Genomic DNA, 15,104 nt, shown 5'->3' on the forward strand with positions numbered 1-15,104 from the left:
CGGGTCAGGCGGGCCCGCCCTTCTCCCGCACCAGCGGGCAGGACATGCAGCGCGGGCCACCCCGCCCGGAGCCCAGCTCCGACCCGGCGATGGCGATCACCTCGATGCCGGCGCGTTCCAGTTGCGCGTTGGTCTCCACGTTGCGCTCGTAGCCGACGCAGAGCCGGGGCGCGAGCGCGAGCGTGTTGTTTCCGTCGTCCCACTGCTCGCGTTCGGCGGTGACCGGGTCGAGGCCGGTGTCGATCACCCGGAGCTGGTCGAGGTCCATCGCGTCGGCTGCGGCCCGCAGGAACGGCGCCGGGCCGTCGACCCGCAGGTCGTCGCCGTCCGCGCCGGCGATGACCGTGTACGCGGACAGTTGGTCGGCGACGTTCGCGTACATCAGTACGGCGTCGACGTCGACCATGGTGCAGATCGTGTCCAGGTGCATGGTGGCGCGCTCCTGCGCGATCGGCACCACCAGGATGGTGTGCGCCAGCCCGGCCGCGAACACCTGCCGGGCCAGCCGTTCCGCACCGGCCGGGGTGGTGCGCTCGCCGACGCCGACGGCGAGCACCCCCGGCGCGAGCAGCAGCACGTCGCCGCCCTCCAGGTGCTCCAGCCGCGGGTGGTAGACGAACTCGGTGCCGACGAAACGCGGGTGGTAGCGGTAGATCGCGTCGGTGAGCGTGGTCTCCCGCCGCCGGGCCGGCATGGCCAGGCTTGTCACACCGACCCGGTCGCCGATCCAGACCGACGAGTCGCGGGTGAACAGCAGGTTGGGCAGCGGGTCGATGACGAAGTCGTGCCGGTCCATGAGCGTCCAGACCAGACCGCCGGGACGGTCGGCGCCGATCCGCAGTTCCTCGTGTGCGAGCCCGGCGGTGAGCACGTCGGCCAGTCCGGCCGGATCGAGGTAGGTCAGATGGTCGGCGACGCGGCGCCGCAGGGTGTGGCCGAGCCGGCGGGACCGCAGCACCTGGTCGGTCAGCTCGGCCCGGGCGTCCGGCACGGCGAGCGTCTCGACCAGCAGGTCGGCCAGGTAGAGCACCTCGACCCCGCGGGACCGCAGCGCCGCCGCGAACCCGTCGTGCTCCTCCTGCGCGCGTCCCACCCATGGGATAGCGTCGAACAGGAGGCTGTCGTTGTTCCGTGGGGTGAGGCGGGCCAGTTCCGGTCCCGGGCGGTGCAGCAGCACCGTCCCGAGGCGGGCGACTTCGCTGTCCACATAGTGGGTCACCCTCGCAGCCTAGGGCAGGCTTGCGCACCATCCGGAAAAGAAGTGTGAATGAATATGGCATTCATCCGCACTCACTCCGGCGGTCCAACTTGCCGAGCCCCCGGGGGCGCAACGTAGGGTAGTGGAGACATAACTTCGAGAGACCTTTTGCCGGAGGTCGCGATGACTGTCTTTCCCGCTCGTCAAGCCGTACCGAGCAGGGCACTGCCGCCCCGCACGGTGCCGCACTCCCGGGTCGAGCCCACCTCGGTGCTCGAGCCGGCCCGACCGACTCCATTGGAGTGGGCCCGGCGTCGCCGGGCGGAGCGGGGGGCCCGCCGGTTGGAAGCGGCCGGGGCCCGCGCCCTGGGCCAGCTCGACCATCTCGGTCCCGCCTGGCACGTCATCGAGTGGCCCCGGACGGACCCGGCGGACATGCTGCTCGACCGCGCCCGCGACGACCGGGCCGGGTTCCTGGCCATCGGTCCGAGCGGCCTGTTCGCGGTCACCATCGCCGACCACGGCCGGGCCCGGGTGCTCGTGGCCGGAGACGTGGTCCAGATCAACGGCAAGCGCCCGCCGTACGTGGCGGAGGCGCGCCGGGACGCCAAGCGGGCCAGCAAGGCCCTCTCCGACGCGGTCGGCCTGCCGATCCCGGTGAGCCCGGTGCTGACGTTCGTCGGCTCCGGGGTGATCAGCGTCTACGGCCTGCCGAAGGACTGCCTCATGGCCACCCACCGCGAGCTGGACCGCCTGCTCGTGGCCGGTGGGAACCGGATCAGCCCGGCCACCGCCGAGAAGCTCTCCCGCGTCGCCCAGGCGCCGGCGACGTGGTTCAACGGCACGTACCGTCCAACCGCCGACTACCGGTGGTATGACGAGGGCCGAACGGCCGCTGACAAGCGGGCCGCCCGCCGGTAACGTCTCCGGCGACGCCACGCGGCCCACGGCACCGCCCCCGACTGGTTCCGTCGGTCCGCGCCGTCGCCGGCCGCCCGGCAGCCGATGCTTCCGCCGCACCGACCGGCTAGCGTGGACAGACCGTCGGTGTACATAGGAGGCGCGGTGGCCCACGTCGAACTCTCACTCTCGGACGTGTTCGCGCCCGCGGCATCCACCGAGCAGGAGTCCGACAACTTCGGGCAGTGGTCCGGCATGGTCTCCCGGGCCGCCGAGCCGTGCCTGCTGATCGACGAGGGCACCACTGTCGTGGCTATCTCCTCGTCCGGCTGCGACCTGCTCTGCCTGGGTGCCCCGGAGGACGTGATCGGCCTGCCGCTGCTGGAGGGCGGCCTGCGCCTGGTCGACTTCACGGCGAGCCCGAGCGAGCTGACCGAGCAGGAAACCGACAAGATCCCGCCGCTGCTCGCGCTGCACTCCGGGCGGCTCGCCCGCGGCCTGCTGCGGGTGCAGGGGCCCGGCTCCGACGCCGGCCGGACGGTCGACGCCATCTCCACGCCGGTCCTCACCGACGGCGCGGTGGTCGGCTCGCTCACCTTCCTCTCCGCGGTCTGAGCTCTCCGCGGTCCGACCCGGCGCGCTTCACCCCGGCGCGCTTCACCCCGGCGCGCTTCACCCCGGGCCGGTCCTGCTCCTACTATGGCCTCGGCCCCACCACACGACGACATCCCTCGATGCCCGAGGACGCCCCCGTGCCCCGCGCCCCACAGCCCCGACGCCGCCACCCTCCGCTGGCGCTGGTGACGCTGCTCGCCCTCGCCGCCTGCGGCACCCCGCCCGAGCTACGCGCGCCACCCGCGGCCGCCACACCCGTCCCGGCCCCGTCGGCGACTGCCACGCCCAGCCCGAGTGCCACCCCGACCCCACCGGCCCCGGTCCTCCCGCCCACGCTCGCGCCGTCCGCGCCGGCCTCGGCGGCGCCCTGCCGGGGGCGGCCGTCCGGCGACCGGATCGTCGCGCTGCTGCGCGGATCCGCAGGCGTGCTGCCCCGGGACGTCAAGGTGACGGTGGCGACCGGTCCGCTCTGCGCCGAGGGCTGGCAGTACACGGTGCTGACTGTCACCGGGCACGAGGATTTGCAGGTGGTCACGCGTGGCGAGACCGGCACGCCGAGGCTGGTCACCGCCGGCACGGACGTGTGCGGCGTCGAGGTACGGACCGTGGCGCCGATCGGCATCCGTACCCTGGCCTGCGACGGCACGCCGGGTGCGTAGGCTGGTCGGCATGCCGGGAACACCGCCGACCCGCTTCGTCTACCTGGGCCCCGAGGGCACCTTCGCCGAACAGGCCCTGCGTACCGTGCCCGCCGCCGAGCGCGGGGACCGCACGCCGGCCCGCAGCGTCGGTGAGGCGCTCGACGCGGTACGCGCCGGGGAGGCGGACGCGGCGCTGGTGCCGCTGGAGAACTCCATCGGCGGCGCGGTCGGCGTGACGCTCGACGAACTGGTCGAGGGCGACCCGCTGGTGATCACCCGCGAGGTGGTCCTGCCGGTGGAGTTCGTGCTGGCCGCCCGCGCCGGCACCACGCTGTCCGACGTCCGCTCCGTCGCGGCCCACCCGCAGGCGTCCACCCAGTGCCGGGGCTGGCTGCGGGAGCACCTGCCCGACGCCACAGTGGTCGACGTGCTCTCCAACGGTGCCGCCGCGGCCGGAGCGGCGAGCGGCGAGTACGACGCCGCCATCTGCGCCCCGATCGGCGCGACCCGGCACCGGCTGGCAGTGCTGGCCGACAAGATCGCCGACCACCCGGACGCGGTCACCCGGTTCGCGCTCGTGTCCCGCCCCGGGCCGCCCCCGCCGCCCACCGGCGACGACCTCACCTCGCTCGCGGTGTGCCTCGCCCACGACCGGGTGGGTGCGCTGCTGGCGGTGCTGATGGAACTGGCGGTGCGCGGCGTGAACATGACCCGGATCGAGTCCCGCCCGACCGGCGAGGCACTCGGCCGCTACGTGTTCTTCCTGGACTGCGCCGGGCACGTCGCCGACGTACGCCTCGGCGAGGCGTTGCAGGGGCTGCGCCGGGTCTGCGCCGACGTGCGGTTCCTGGGGTCGTACCCCCGGCACCGCTGGAGCACGGCGCCGGGTGACCAGCAGGCGCCGGTGCCGCCCGGTCTCACCGACGCCGACTACGCCGACGCGGCGGCCTGGGTGGCCCGGCTGCGGTCGGGCGAGCTGAGCTGACCGGCCCGGGGCGACCTCGGCGGACGCCCCGGGCACCGGAGGGTCACTGAAGCAGGCCGCCGAGCACGCCGCCCTGCTGCTGGGAGCCGCTGCCGGCCACCGGAGGCTCCTCCGAGGGCTGGACCACGACGAAGCCCTGACCGGCGAAGCTCATCGTGAACGCCTCACCGGTGCTGCGACCGAGAAGCGTGCCGAGACCGAGCTGCTCGGCGCGGTGGTAGCCGGTCTGGAGGTTCGCCGACCAGCAGACCGCCGCCTGCGGGTCCACGTACGTCGGCGCGTCCACGTTGAGCACCACCGGGGTGCCCTTGGTGGTGATGGCGATCCGGCCGTGGCCGGTGAAGACGCAGTTGAACAGGCCGGACGAGGACGCGAAACCGGCGCCGCCGACCATCTTGATGTCGTACTGGAGCGTCGAGTCGAACGCCAGCACGCTGGAGCCGTTGATGGACAGCGCGTCGCCCGGCTCCAGGTCGATGATGTGCACGTCCTTGGCGAAGTCGGCGAGGAAGACGTCGCCGCGCCCGGAGAGCTTCATCAGCGGCACGCCCTCACCGGTGAGCCGCTGCTTGATGAACTTGCCGATGCCGCCGGAGCCGAGGGCCTGGAACTGCACCTGCCCCTGGTAGGCGACCATCGACCCGACCCGGGCCATCGCCTCGCCGTTCAGCTCGATCTTCAGCATCTTGGCGTTCTGCAACCGCATGCCCGGCTGCTGGGACTCCTTCTCAAGGTTCTCCGCGGAGAACAGCGCGCTGCGCATGGGTTTTCCTCCTGCATCAGGATGTGCCTGATCCGCAGGTTAGGGGACCGGCGCAACCGCCGGAATCAGCCGGGTGGCGACGCGCCGGAGGCCGGTCAGCCCCAGCCCAGCGCGTGCAGGCGCTCGTCGTCGATGCCGAAGTGGTGGGCGATCTCGTGCACCACTGTGATCGCCACCTCGTCGACGACGTCGTCGTCGCTGTCGCAGATCGCCAGGATCGGGTTGCGGTAGATCAGGATGCGGTCGGGCAGCACGCCGGAGTAGTCCCAGCCGCGAGAGGTGAGCGAATGCCCCTCGTACAGGCCGAGCAGGTCCTCGCCCGGCGGCGGGTCGTCCTCCACCAGGATGACCACGTTGCTCATCAACCCGAGCAGTTCCTCGGGCACCTCGTCGAGCGCCTCGCCGACCAGTTCCTCGAACCGGTCCCGGCTCATCTCCACGGCCACGCCGCCCGGTCACTCCCTCCGGATCGGGCACACCGCACGGCGAGGGCGTCCCGCAGGACACCCCCGCCGTGCCGTACGCGATGTCAGGCCAGACGGGCGTTCAGCGTGATCTGCGCGCCCGGGGACAGCAGCCGGGAGATCGGGCAGTTCTCCTTGGCCGCCTCGGCGAGCTTGGTGAACTCGGCCTGGTCGATGCCCGGAACCTGGCCCACGGTCTCCAGGTCGATGCGGGTCACGGTCATGCCGGCGTCGGTCTTGTCGAAGTGCACCTTGGCGGTGGTCTCCACCGCCGTCTCCTGGGCGCCGGCGTCGGCGAGCTGCTTGGAGAGGGCCATCGAGAAGCAGCCGGCGTGCGCGGCGCCGATCAGCTCCTCGGGGTTGGTGCCCTCGCCCTCCTCGAAGCGCGACTTGAAGGAGTAGTTGCCGGACAGGCCGCCCTTGCCGGTGCGGACGGTGCCGGACCCCTCGGTGAGGTTGCCCTGCCAGCGAGCGGATGCGGTACGGATAGGCATGGCACCGACGCTAACCGAAAGCGGGCCGCCCCGCACCGGACCTCGGGGTCGCGATCCCGGCCGTCGGGAGCGGGCTGTGCCATGATTCGACGCAGGCCCGCGCACGGGAAGGGTGGCCATGTCGCAGGATCTCCCCGTTCCCCGGCAGGAGAAGCGAATCCCCATGCAGGACAACCGGTCCGACGACACCACGATCGTCGAGTGGGGCGACGCCGAGCCGAAGTCGTCCGGCCGGGCCGCGCGCTCGCTCGCCGCGCTGGGCCGGGACCGCCGCCTGCCGCCCGTGCTCACCGGGCTCGGCGCGGTGGCCGCGATCGCCTCGCTGCTCGGTGAGTGGCTGGCGATCACGGTGCCGGCCGAGACCCGGGGCGACGACGCGCCCGCGCGGCTGACCAGCGGCATCTCCGAGATCGGCGGGTTCGGTACGACGTACCTCGTGGGGCTGCTCGGGCTGTCGGTCGCGGTGGGGCTGGCGCTGCGCGGCGCCCCTGCGGTACGGCAGCACGCCCGGCTGGCCGGGCTGGGTCTCGCGGCGGGTGTGCTCGGGGTGCTGGTCGCGACCGCCGCCTCGCTCGAAAAACTGGCCCGGCGCATCCTGTTCTTCGTCGGCGAGCAGCGCCTGGAGGTCGAGCACGGACGCGGCCTGGTCAGCGCGTTCGTCGCCGTCGCGCTGCTGGCGGCCGCGCTGCACCTGGCCGGCCGGGCGGTCGGCGGGGCGCCCACCGACGGGGAGCCGGACGACGACCGGCCCGACCGCCGCCGGGCGGACGAGGACGACGTACCCCCGGCCCCGGCGGACCTGACGGTGCAGCCCACGGTGCCGTTCGCCGGCCCCGAACGGTCCTACTGAACCAGGTCCGGCAGCGCGTCCGGCGGCCATCGGAGCTTCGCCGCCGATTCGCCGGAAAGCCGTGGTTGCCGACCGTTCCGCGAGATACGGTTGCTGCCCGCCGTCCCATGGTCGCGGCACCGAGGACCTGGTCGGCCGGCGTGACGGCGGCGGGCGAAGGAGGAACCATGACCCGCCCGGGACTGCCCAAGCTGATCGCCACCGACCTCGACGGCACGCTCGTCCGCAGCGACGAGACCGTCTCCGCGTACACCCATCGGGTGCTGGACCGGGTGCGGTCCGCCGGGATCCCTGTGGTCGGCGCGACCGGCCGCGGACCCCGCCTGACCGAACTCACCCGCAACGACATCCGGGCCGCGGACTTCCTCGTGATGGCCGGTGGCGGCCGGGTGGTGGACCAGAGCGACCCGGAGGGGCCCCTGGTGCTGCGGGACGAGCGGCTGCCCGGCGAGGTGCTGGCCCGGATCCTCACCGACCTGGAGGCAGCGGTCGGGCCGCTGACGGTGATGGTGGAGGCGTCGGACGAGCACGACGCGCCGCTCTGGGGCGACTACCACCCGAGCTGGCCCTACCCGGACCGGTTCGAGGCGCGCAGCCGGGTCGAGTGCCTGTCCTGCGACGTGATCAAGGCGTTCGCGCGTACCGCCGACCACCACGTGGACGAGCTGCTGGCCGCGGCGCGGGCGATCGTGCCACCGGACGTGGCCACGCTCACCCAGGCCGGGCTCGACTTCGTCGAGATCTGCCCGCCCCGCACCGACAAGGCCAGCGGGCTGAGCGTCATCGCCGAGCGCCTCGGCGTGGACCCGGCCGACGTGCTGGTCTTCGGCGATCAGCCGAACGACCTGCCGATGTTCGACTGGGCGGGCTGGGCGCGGGTGGCGGTGGCGAACGCCCACCCGGAGGTGCGCGCCGCGGCGGACGAGATCACCTTGCGCAACGACGACGACGGGGTCGCGGTCTACCTGGACCGGCTACTCTCCCGGTGATGGAAGATCCACCTCGCCTCGTCGCCTCCGACATCGACGGCACGCTGCTGCGCGACGACCGGACGCTCAGCCCGCGTACCGCCGCGGTGCTGGCCCGCATCAACGCCGCCGGCACGCCGGTGGTCCTGGTCACCGGCCGTCCGATCCGCTGGCTCCAGATGGTGTACGAGCAGCTCGCCGAGCCGCTGCCGGCCATCTGCGCCAACGGCGCGGTGGTGTACGACCCGGTCACCGACCAGGTGCTGCGGGCCGACCCGCTCGCCCCGGAGCTGCTGGCGGAGGTGGCCCGGCGCCTGCGCGCCGAGGTGCCCGAGGTGAGCTTCGCGGTGGAGATCGTGGACAGCCGGCAGATGCGACACGAGGCGCACTACCCGCTGCGCTGGGACGCCGACCTCGACGCGATCCGGGCCGTCGAGTCGCCCGAGGAGCTGCTGGCCGCGCCTGCGGTGAAGCTGCTGGCCCGGGCCGGTGAGCAGGACCCGGACGTCTTCGTGCGGGTGGTGGCGGGCGCGCTGGAAGGGCTGGCCGAGGCAACCCACTCGTCGTACAGCGGGTTGATCGAGATCTCCGCCGCCGGCGTGACCAAGGCGGCCGGTCTGGCCTGGTACGCGGAGCGGCTCGGCATCGACGAGCGGGACGTGCTGGCCTTCGGCGACATGCCCAACGACGTACCGATGCTGGCCTGGGCCGGACGGGCGGTGGCCGTCGCCAACGCCCACCCGGCCGTACGCGAGATCGCACACGAGGTCACCGGGCCGAACACCGAGGACGGCGTCGCGGCGTACCTGGAGAAGGTCTTCGGGGTGGACTGAGCGGCCGGGGCGGGTGAGGCGCCCCGGCCGACAGGTCACAGGTACTGGCCGGGCGCGTGGCCCTCGCCGCCGGGCATCCCCGGCATGCCCGGAATCACGCCGCCCGGGCCACCCGGGCCGCTCGGCAGCGCCTGGCGGCCGGAACGCATCTGCTCCAGCTGGACGCGGGCGGCCATCTGCTGGGCCACCAGCGCGGCCTGGATGCCGTGGAACAGTCCTTCCAGCCAGCCCACCAGCTGGGCGTGCGCGATGCGCAGCTCACCCTCGCTCGGCGCCTGCTGCTCGGTGAACGGCAGCGAGATCCGCTCCAGCTCCTCGCGCAGCTCGGGGGCGAGGCCCTCCTTCAGCTCGACGATCGAGCGCTCGTGGATCTCCCGCATCCGGTGCCGGCTCGCGTCGTCGAGCGGCGCCGCCTTCACCTCCTCCAGCAGCTGCTTGATCATGCTGCCGATCCGCATCACCTTGGCCGGCTGCTCGACCAGACGGGTCGGGTCCTCGCCCTTGCCCTCGTCGGTCTGCACCGTGCCGACCGGGCGGCCGTCCGGCCCGACCACCACCACGGTGCCGGGGATGCCATCGTTGCCCTGTTCGTCGTCGTGTCCGGCGGAGTGCGCTTCGGTCATGGCACCCATCTTTACCCACGCCGACCATGTGCACGCGGCCGGACCGGTGGACGCTACCGTCGCGGCATGCTCTCCGACCCGCGCGAGGTGCTGACCCGCCCGTCCCCGCCCCCGGATGCCACGGTCTCCTACGGCGACCACCCGGACCAGTGCGCCGACCTGCGCCTCCCGGCGGGCGACGGGCCGCCCCGGCCGCTCGTCGTCGTGGTGCACGGCGGCTTCTGGCGTGCGGAGTACGACCGGACCCACACCGGCCCGATGGCGGCGGCGCTCGCCGCGCTCGGCCACCCGGTCGCGCAGATCGAGTACCGGCGGACCGGCCGGCCGGACGGCGGCTGGCCGCACACGCTCACCGACGTCCGCGCCGGGATCGCCGCGCTGCCGGAACTCGCCGCCGCCGCGCTGCCCGGCCGGGTGGCGCCCGTGCCGCCGATCCTGGTCGGTCACTCCGCGGGCGGGCACCTGGCCCTGTACGTGGCCGCGCACGCCCCGGAGACGGTCGGCGGGGTGCTCGCGCTGGCGCCGGTGGCCGACCTCGCGCAGGCGTACCGGCTGGACCTGGACGGCGGTGCGGTGGCCGCGCTGCTCGGCGGCGGCCCGGACGACGTGCCGGACCGGTACGCGACCGCGGATCCGTCGAAACTCGTACCCATGCGAACACGTACAGTAGTCATTCACGGTGATCAAGATGTTCAGGTTCCCATCGCGATCAGCCGGTCCTGGATAGCCGCAGATCAGGCCGCCGGAGGCTCAGCCACGCTCATTGAGCTGTCCAAATGTGAGCATTTCGGGCTGATCGCACCAGGCTCCACCGCATGGCCCCGGGTCGTCGAGGCGTTGCGGTCGCTTCACGATGATCTTCCGGGCATTGACGCAGCGTCGTCGACCAGGTAGAACGCCGAAGGGGTGTGCACCATGGCCACCCGGTCGGGAAGGAAACTCGGTGGCACAGATGAACCGCAGGCGGGCGCTGCAACTGCTGGCCGCGCTGGGTACCACCGGACTGGCGGCGGGTTGCGGCTCCGGGAACGACGACGGGGAGCAGACCGGATCCGGCAGCCCGATCAAAGTCGGGCTGATCGTGCCCGGCAGCGGGGCGAACAAGGCCATCGGCGACGAGATCACCAACGGCTTCCAGCTCTTCCTCAGCATGCGCGGCCAGCAGATCGCCGGCCACCCGGTCACGCTCGTGACCGCCGAGGAGGGCGACACCGCCGCCACCGGCAAGGCCGCCGTCGACCGGTTGCTCAAGGAGGGCGTGCTCGCGCTCACCGGCGTGGTCAGCCCGACCGTGATGACAGGCATCAAGGACGCGGTCGAGGAAGCCCGGGTGCCCCTGCTGGGCTCCAACGCCTCCCCGTCGACGCTCCAGGGCGTCGTCTACATCTGGCGCACGTCGTACGTGCTGACCGAGCCCGGCGAGGCGCTCGGCGAGTACCTGCGCCAGAAGCTGGACGCCTCCAGCCGGATCGCCATCTTCGGCACCCGCGGCCTGGGCAGCCAGGACGTCGTCAAAGGGCTGCGGCGCGCGTACGAGCGGGGCCGCCGGCTCACCGAGGACCCGATCTTCACCGACGACGACCCCAACCCCTCCCGGACGCTCTACTCCGGGCCGATCCGCAAGGCGCTCGAGCGCAAGCCGGACGCGGTGTTCTGCCACTACTCCGGCGCGCAGGCCGTGCAGTTCGTCAAGCAGCTCTACGCCCTGGGCTACCGGGGACCGATCTACGCCCCCGGGTTCCTCACCGAGGGCACCGCGCTCGACCAGCTCGACGACGGGGAGAAGGGCCGCGAGCGCAAGCTGATCCAGTCGTACGGCATCGAGACCGCGCTGAACTACTCGGCCGACCTCAACAACACCGCGAACCGGATCTTCGCCTCGGCGTACCGCAAGACGTTCAACTCGGCGCCCACCACGTACGCGATGGCCTCCTACGACGCCGCGCTGGTGCTGGACAAGGCGATCCGGCTGGCCGGGTCGAACCCCTCACCGCAGCAGGTCAACCTGGCGCTGGGCAAGGTCGGCCAGGTGGACAGCCCGCGCGGCACGTGGCAGTTCAACCAGACCCGTACGCCGCAGCAGAAGTGGTACCTGCGGCGGGTGCAGACCGACGGCCGGCTGCTCTCCAACGTCGTGATCAACGAGCTGGCGACGCTGGGCTGACCGGCCCCGTACACGCGCAAGGGCGGTCTCCCACCGGGAGGCCGCCCTCGGCGTCGAGGCGTCGCTCAGTGCCGCAGCTCGGCGATGCAGCACTTCACGCTGCCACCGCCCTTCTTCAGCTCGGCCAGCTCCACCGGGACCGGGTGGTAGCCGGCGGCCTTCAGCTTGCCGGCGAGCCGGGTCGCCTCGTTGTTCAGCACCACGTTGAGCCCGTCGCTCACCAGGTTCAGGCCGAACGCCAGCGCGTCCTCGTCGTCCGCGACGATCGCGTCCGGGAAGAGCTGGGCCAGCACCTTCTGACTGGCGGCGGAGAAGGCCCCCGGGTAGTAGACGATGTTCTCGTCGTCGATCGAGGCCAGCGCGACGTCCAGGTGGTAGAAGCGCGGGTCGACCAGGCGCAGCGAGACCACCGGCCGCCCGAGCGCCTCCTGCGCCTCGGCGTGCGCGGCCGGCTCGGTCCGGAAGCCGTGCCCGGCGAGGATCAGACCGCCGTGCGCCTCCGGGAGGTACGCGAAGTCGCCCTCACCCTCGTTCGTCTCACTCGGCGCGATGAACCGCCAGCCCTGTTCCTCGTAGAACGCCCGGTGCGCGGCGGCCTCGGCGGACCGCTGCTCGTGCTTGAACCGGGCGCCGTAGGCGGTGCCGTCGACCACGAAGGCGCCGTTGGCCGCGTAGACCATGTCCGGCAGGCCCGCCTCCGCGGTGAGCAGGTGCACCTCGTGGCCCAGCCCGACGAGCGTCTCCCGCAGCCGGTCCCACTGCTTGACCGCCAGGTCGGCGTCGACCGGTGTGGTCACGTCCATCCACGGGTTGATCGCGTACTCGACCGCGAAGTGCTCGGGCGAGCACATGAGATATGTCCGCTTTCGCGAGACTCGCTGCTGGTTCACGGTCACCAAGAGTAGGTACGGTACAACTTTGGTAACAGCCACAAGCATTGCTTCCCGGGAGCGGAACGTTGCAGATAGACGCGGTCGACCAGCGAATCATTGCGTTACTCGTCGCGGATGCTCGCGCCTCGTACGCGGACATCGGCAGCCGGGTGTCACTCTCCGCCCCCGCCGTCAAGCGACGGGTCGACCGCCTCAGATCCGCCGGGGTGATCCGGGGATTCACCGCCGTGGTCGACCCGGCCGCGGTCGGCTGGACCACCGAGGCGTTCGTCGAGCTGTTCTGCGCCGGCCGGACCACCCCGGCGCAGATCGGCGCCGCCGCCCGCCGGCACCCCGAGGTGGTCGGCGCGTACACCGTCTCCGGCGAGGCGGACGCGCTCGTGCACCTGCGCGCCGCAGACATCTCCCACCTGGAGGAGGCGCTGGAACGGCTGCGCGCCGAATCGTTCGTCACCTCGTCCCGCAGCACCATCGTGCTCTCCCGGCTGGTCGAGTCCCCCGGCGTCGGACCGTCGACGGTTTGACCTCAACCCGGCTTCATGTCGTGCACTGGTGACCGGCTCGAAGCGAGGGGGCGGTATGCGTGCGGTGTGGTTGCGGGAGTTCGGCGGACCGGAGGTGCTCGTGCCCGGGACGGCACCCGACCCGGCACCCGGACCGGGCCAGGTCCTCGTCGACGTGGCACACGCGAACATCACGTTCGTCGAGACGATGTTCCGGGCCAGCGGCTTCGGGCCGTTTCGCGCCGAACTGCCGGTGATCCCCGGCAACGGGGTCGGCGGCACGATCACCGCGCTGGGAGCGGGCGCCGACCCCGCGCTCGCCGGCCGCGTCGTGGTCACCGCCACCGGCGGCACCGGCGGGTACGCCGAGCGCGTCGTGGTCGACCAGGGCGCGCCTGTCCCCGTACCACCGGGGTTGGCGCTCGACGCGGCGGTGGCGCTGATGGCCGACGGCCGGACCGCCCTGATGCTGGCGCGGGCGGCCGGGCTGCGGCCCGGCGACCGGGTCCTGGTCGAGGCGGCGGCCGGCGGCGTCGGATCGCTGCTGACGCAGCTGGCGGCGACCGCCGGGGCGGTGGTGGTGGGTGCCGCCGGTGGCGCCCGCAAGGTGGACCTGCTGCGCGCCGCCGACCTCGACGTGGTCGTCGACTACCGGCAGGCCGGCTGGACCGGCCGGGTCCGGGACGCCGTGGGCGCCGTCGACGTGGTGTTCGACGGCGTGGGCGGGCCGCTCGCCCGGGAGGCGTTCGACCTGCTGGACCCCGGCGGGCGGATGCTCAGCTTCGGGCTGGCCGGCGGCGCCTGGGCGGACATCCCGGCCGAGTCCGCCGCCGCGCGCGGGGTGACGCTGCTGAGCCCCCGGCCCGGCCCGGACGAGCTGCGCGCCCTCACCGAGGCGGCACTCGCCGAGGGCGCGGCCGGGCGGCTGCGGCCGCTGATCGGGCAGCGCTTCCCGCTGGAACGGGCCGCCGCCGCGCACGCCGCGATCGGGGCCCGGGAGACAGTGGGCAAGACGCTGCTCGACGTACGCTGACCCGCGCTCAGAGGTACATGCCGGTGCGGTGCTCCTCGGCCCGCGCCGGCTTGTCGCCCTCACCGAAGAAGCGCTTGCCGCCGAACTCGCCGTGCAGGCGGTCGTCCAGCTCGTCGGCGAGACCGGTCATCACCTGCACCGCGAGCATCAGGTGGGTGGGCTGGAAGTTGCGGCCGAAGACCGGGATCGAGGCCCACACCGTGTCGTCGGCGCAGTAGAGCCGGCCGATCGGCATCCGGTTGGTCAGCTCGGAGAGCTTCACGTAGAGGCGCTCGGTCGGCTCGACCTCGGTCAGCACCGGCGAGAAGACGTCCACCAGCGGCGGGTTGTCGCGTACCCGCACGAAGACCATGGCCGAGCCGGCCCGGATGTTGATGTCGCCGTCGGAGTCGACCTGAAGCTGGTCGGACGCCGACTTCAGCATGGTCGACACGACCGTGCGGACCCGCTCCTCCAGGGCCAGCACGTCGTTCTCGCCGGACTGCGCGGCCGCCGCCGCGGCCAGCGCCTCGTCCAGGTCGGCCTCGACGTCGCGGTCCGGACCGAACTCGCTGCGGGCGGTACCGAGCGGTTCCACCGGCAGCGCCTCGCCCTCGGCGTCGTGCACCAGGTAGACGAGGAAGGCCGGATGCGGGGCACCGTAGACGTCACGCAGCGTCCGGGACAGCACGGCGGCCAGCCGGGTGGCCTCGTCGGTGCCGCAGTCCAGCCCGAACTGCTCGCCGGAGCCCGGCACCACACCCGGCGGCGACCAGCCGAGCGCCACCATGTCGGCCACCGCCGCCCGGTCCAGCCGGTAGCCCTGCGGCAGCGTGGCGTTGCCCACCGCTCGGGCCGAGAGGCGACCCTCCTCGCCCGCGTCCACACTCACCGAGTAGACGGCGTCACCGATGCCCGAGGCCGTCGGGTCGAGCGTGACCTCCAGGTGACCGCCGGAGGGAAGGTCGCGCACCCGGTCGGCGAGCGCCCGGGCGAACTCCCGCCAGGCCTCCGTGACCTTCGCCCGCAGATCGGCCGTGGTCGGCTCGTCGAGCAGGATCGACTCGTGGTGCTCCGGCGCGCCGCCGGTGGCGTGGTGCTCCGGCGCGCCGCCGGCAGGCTCGTCGACCGGCGCCGAGGGGTGGTCAGCCGTCATGATCGCCTCCGTCCGTTCCCGCCACCCTACCCACGCGCCAAG

General features: G+C 72.9%; 18 protein-coding genes. 11 read left to right on the forward strand and 7 right to left on the reverse strand.

Going from position 1 to position 15,104, the window contains the following annotated elements; translation table 11 throughout:
- Positions 1-4: 4 nt before the first annotated feature.
- Positions 5-1,219 (reverse strand): arginine deiminase, encoded by a 1,215-nt coding sequence (locus tag GA0070562_RS00500; RefSeq protein ID WP_091413397.1) that lies wholly within the window; start codon positions 1,217-1,219, stop codon positions 5-7.
- A gap of 162 nt (positions 1,220-1,381) precedes the next feature.
- Between GA0070562_RS00500 and GA0070562_RS00505 the strand changes: the two genes are divergently transcribed.
- The 4 genes from GA0070562_RS00505 to pheA all read left to right on the forward strand — a co-directional run bounded on the left by GA0070562_RS00505 (position 1,382) and on the right by pheA (position 4,339).
- The gene (locus GA0070562_RS00505) at positions 1,382-2,119 is read left to right on the forward strand and encodes a hypothetical protein (protein ID WP_091413399.1); all 738 of its coding nucleotides are present in this window, start codon (positions 1,382-1,384) and stop codon (positions 2,117-2,119) included.
- Positions 2,120-2,263: 144 nt separating this feature from the next.
- The gene (locus GA0070562_RS00510) at positions 2,264-2,713 is read left to right on the forward strand and encodes a hypothetical protein (RefSeq protein ID WP_091413401.1); all 450 of its coding nucleotides are present in this window, start codon (positions 2,264-2,266) and stop codon (positions 2,711-2,713) included.
- Between the two features lie 119 nt (positions 2,714-2,832).
- Complete coding sequence (locus GA0070562_RS00515; protein WP_091413403.1) at positions 2,833-3,372, forward strand: hypothetical protein; 540 nt, start codon at positions 2,833-2,835, stop codon at positions 3,370-3,372.
- A gap of 10 nt (positions 3,373-3,382) precedes the next feature.
- On the forward strand, positions 3,383-4,339 hold the full coding sequence (gene pheA / locus GA0070562_RS00520; RefSeq protein ID WP_091413405.1) for a prephenate dehydratase: 957 nt from the start codon (positions 3,383-3,385) through the stop codon (positions 4,337-4,339).
- 43 nt (positions 4,340-4,382) lie between these two features.
- Here the strand turns inward: pheA and GA0070562_RS00525 are convergent, their stop codons facing one another.
- From GA0070562_RS00525 to GA0070562_RS00535, 3 genes are all read right to left on the reverse strand, one after another.
- The gene (locus GA0070562_RS00525; protein WP_091413409.1) at positions 4,383-5,102 is read right to left on the reverse strand and encodes an AIM24 family protein; all 720 of its coding nucleotides are present in this window, start codon (positions 5,100-5,102) and stop codon (positions 4,383-4,385) included.
- 95 nt (positions 5,103-5,197) lie between these two features.
- Positions 5,198-5,542, reverse strand: coding sequence for a metallopeptidase family protein (locus tag GA0070562_RS00530; protein ID WP_175438623.1), 345 nt, complete (start codon positions 5,540-5,542; stop codon positions 5,198-5,200).
- A gap of 89 nt (positions 5,543-5,631) precedes the next feature.
- A complete protein-coding gene (locus tag GA0070562_RS00535; RefSeq protein ID WP_013289315.1) occupies positions 5,632-6,060 on the reverse strand; it encodes an OsmC family protein in 429 nt (142 codons plus the stop codon).
- Between the two features lie 118 nt (positions 6,061-6,178).
- On the opposite strand from GA0070562_RS00535, the gene GA0070562_RS00540 reads away from it, so the two are divergent.
- From GA0070562_RS00540 to GA0070562_RS00550, 3 genes are all read left to right on the forward strand, one after another.
- On the forward strand, positions 6,179-6,910 hold the full coding sequence (locus GA0070562_RS00540; RefSeq protein ID WP_091413413.1) for a hypothetical protein: 732 nt from the start codon (positions 6,179-6,181) through the stop codon (positions 6,908-6,910).
- 167 nt (positions 6,911-7,077) lie between these two features.
- Positions 7,078-7,899, forward strand: a complete 822-nt coding sequence (locus tag GA0070562_RS00545) for an HAD family hydrolase (protein WP_091413415.1) — start codon at positions 7,078-7,080, stop codon at positions 7,897-7,899.
- The gene (locus GA0070562_RS00550; protein WP_091415940.1) at positions 7,899-8,711 is read left to right on the forward strand and encodes a Cof-type HAD-IIB family hydrolase; all 813 of its coding nucleotides are present in this window, start codon (positions 7,899-7,901) and stop codon (positions 8,709-8,711) included. The genes GA0070562_RS00545 and GA0070562_RS00550 overlap by 1 nt, the downstream gene beginning before the upstream one ends.
- 35 nt (positions 8,712-8,746) lie before the next feature.
- On the opposite strand, the gene GA0070562_RS00555 is transcribed toward GA0070562_RS00550, so the two are convergent.
- Complete coding sequence (locus GA0070562_RS00555; RefSeq protein WP_091413417.1) at positions 8,747-9,343, reverse strand: bacterial proteasome activator family protein; 597 nt, start codon at positions 9,341-9,343, stop codon at positions 8,747-8,749.
- Positions 9,344-9,400: 57 nt separating this feature from the next.
- On the opposite strand from GA0070562_RS00555, the gene GA0070562_RS00560 reads away from it, so the two are divergent.
- Together GA0070562_RS00560 and GA0070562_RS00565 are read left to right on the forward strand one after the other, a co-directional pair.
- Positions 9,401-10,228, forward strand: a complete 828-nt coding sequence (locus GA0070562_RS00560; protein WP_091413420.1) for an alpha/beta hydrolase family protein — start codon at positions 9,401-9,403, stop codon at positions 10,226-10,228.
- 49 nt (positions 10,229-10,277) lie between these two features.
- Positions 10,278-11,498: an ABC transporter substrate-binding protein gene (locus GA0070562_RS00565; protein ID WP_091413423.1), complete on the forward strand. Its 1,221-nt coding sequence runs from the start codon at positions 10,278-10,280 to the stop codon at positions 11,496-11,498.
- Between the two features lie 65 nt (positions 11,499-11,563).
- Here the strand turns inward: GA0070562_RS00565 and ddaH are convergent, their stop codons facing one another.
- The gene (ddaH, locus tag GA0070562_RS00570) at positions 11,564-12,397 is read right to left on the reverse strand and encodes a dimethylargininase (RefSeq protein ID WP_336624794.1); all 834 of its coding nucleotides are present in this window, start codon (positions 12,395-12,397) and stop codon (positions 11,564-11,566) included.
- A gap of 59 nt (positions 12,398-12,456) precedes the next feature.
- Here ddaH and GA0070562_RS00575 point away from each other — a divergent pair, with 59 nt between their 5' ends.
- Positions 12,457-12,915: an Lrp/AsnC family transcriptional regulator gene (locus GA0070562_RS00575; protein ID WP_091413428.1), complete on the forward strand. Its 459-nt coding sequence runs from the start codon at positions 12,457-12,459 to the stop codon at positions 12,913-12,915.
- A 55-nt stretch (positions 12,916-12,970) separates the two neighbouring features.
- Positions 12,971-13,927 carry a zinc-binding dehydrogenase gene (locus GA0070562_RS00580; protein ID WP_091413430.1) on the forward strand — a complete coding sequence of 319 codons (957 nt, stop codon included), beginning with the start codon at positions 12,971-12,973 and terminating at the stop codon, positions 13,925-13,927.
- A 7-nt stretch (positions 13,928-13,934) separates the two neighbouring features.
- Here GA0070562_RS00580 and GA0070562_RS00585 read toward each other — a convergent pair whose 3' ends face one another.
- Entirely contained in the window at positions 13,935-15,062 is a 1,128-nt protein-coding gene (locus tag GA0070562_RS00585; RefSeq protein ID WP_091413432.1) for a T3SS (YopN, CesT) and YbjN peptide-binding chaperone 1, read from the reverse strand.
- Positions 15,063-15,104: the final 42 nt, after the last annotated feature.

The sequence above is a fragment of the Micromonospora tulbaghiae genome, from assembly GCF_900091605.1.
GTDB classification, from domain to species: domain Bacteria; phylum Actinomycetota; class Actinomycetes; order Mycobacteriales; family Micromonosporaceae; genus Micromonospora; species Micromonospora tulbaghiae.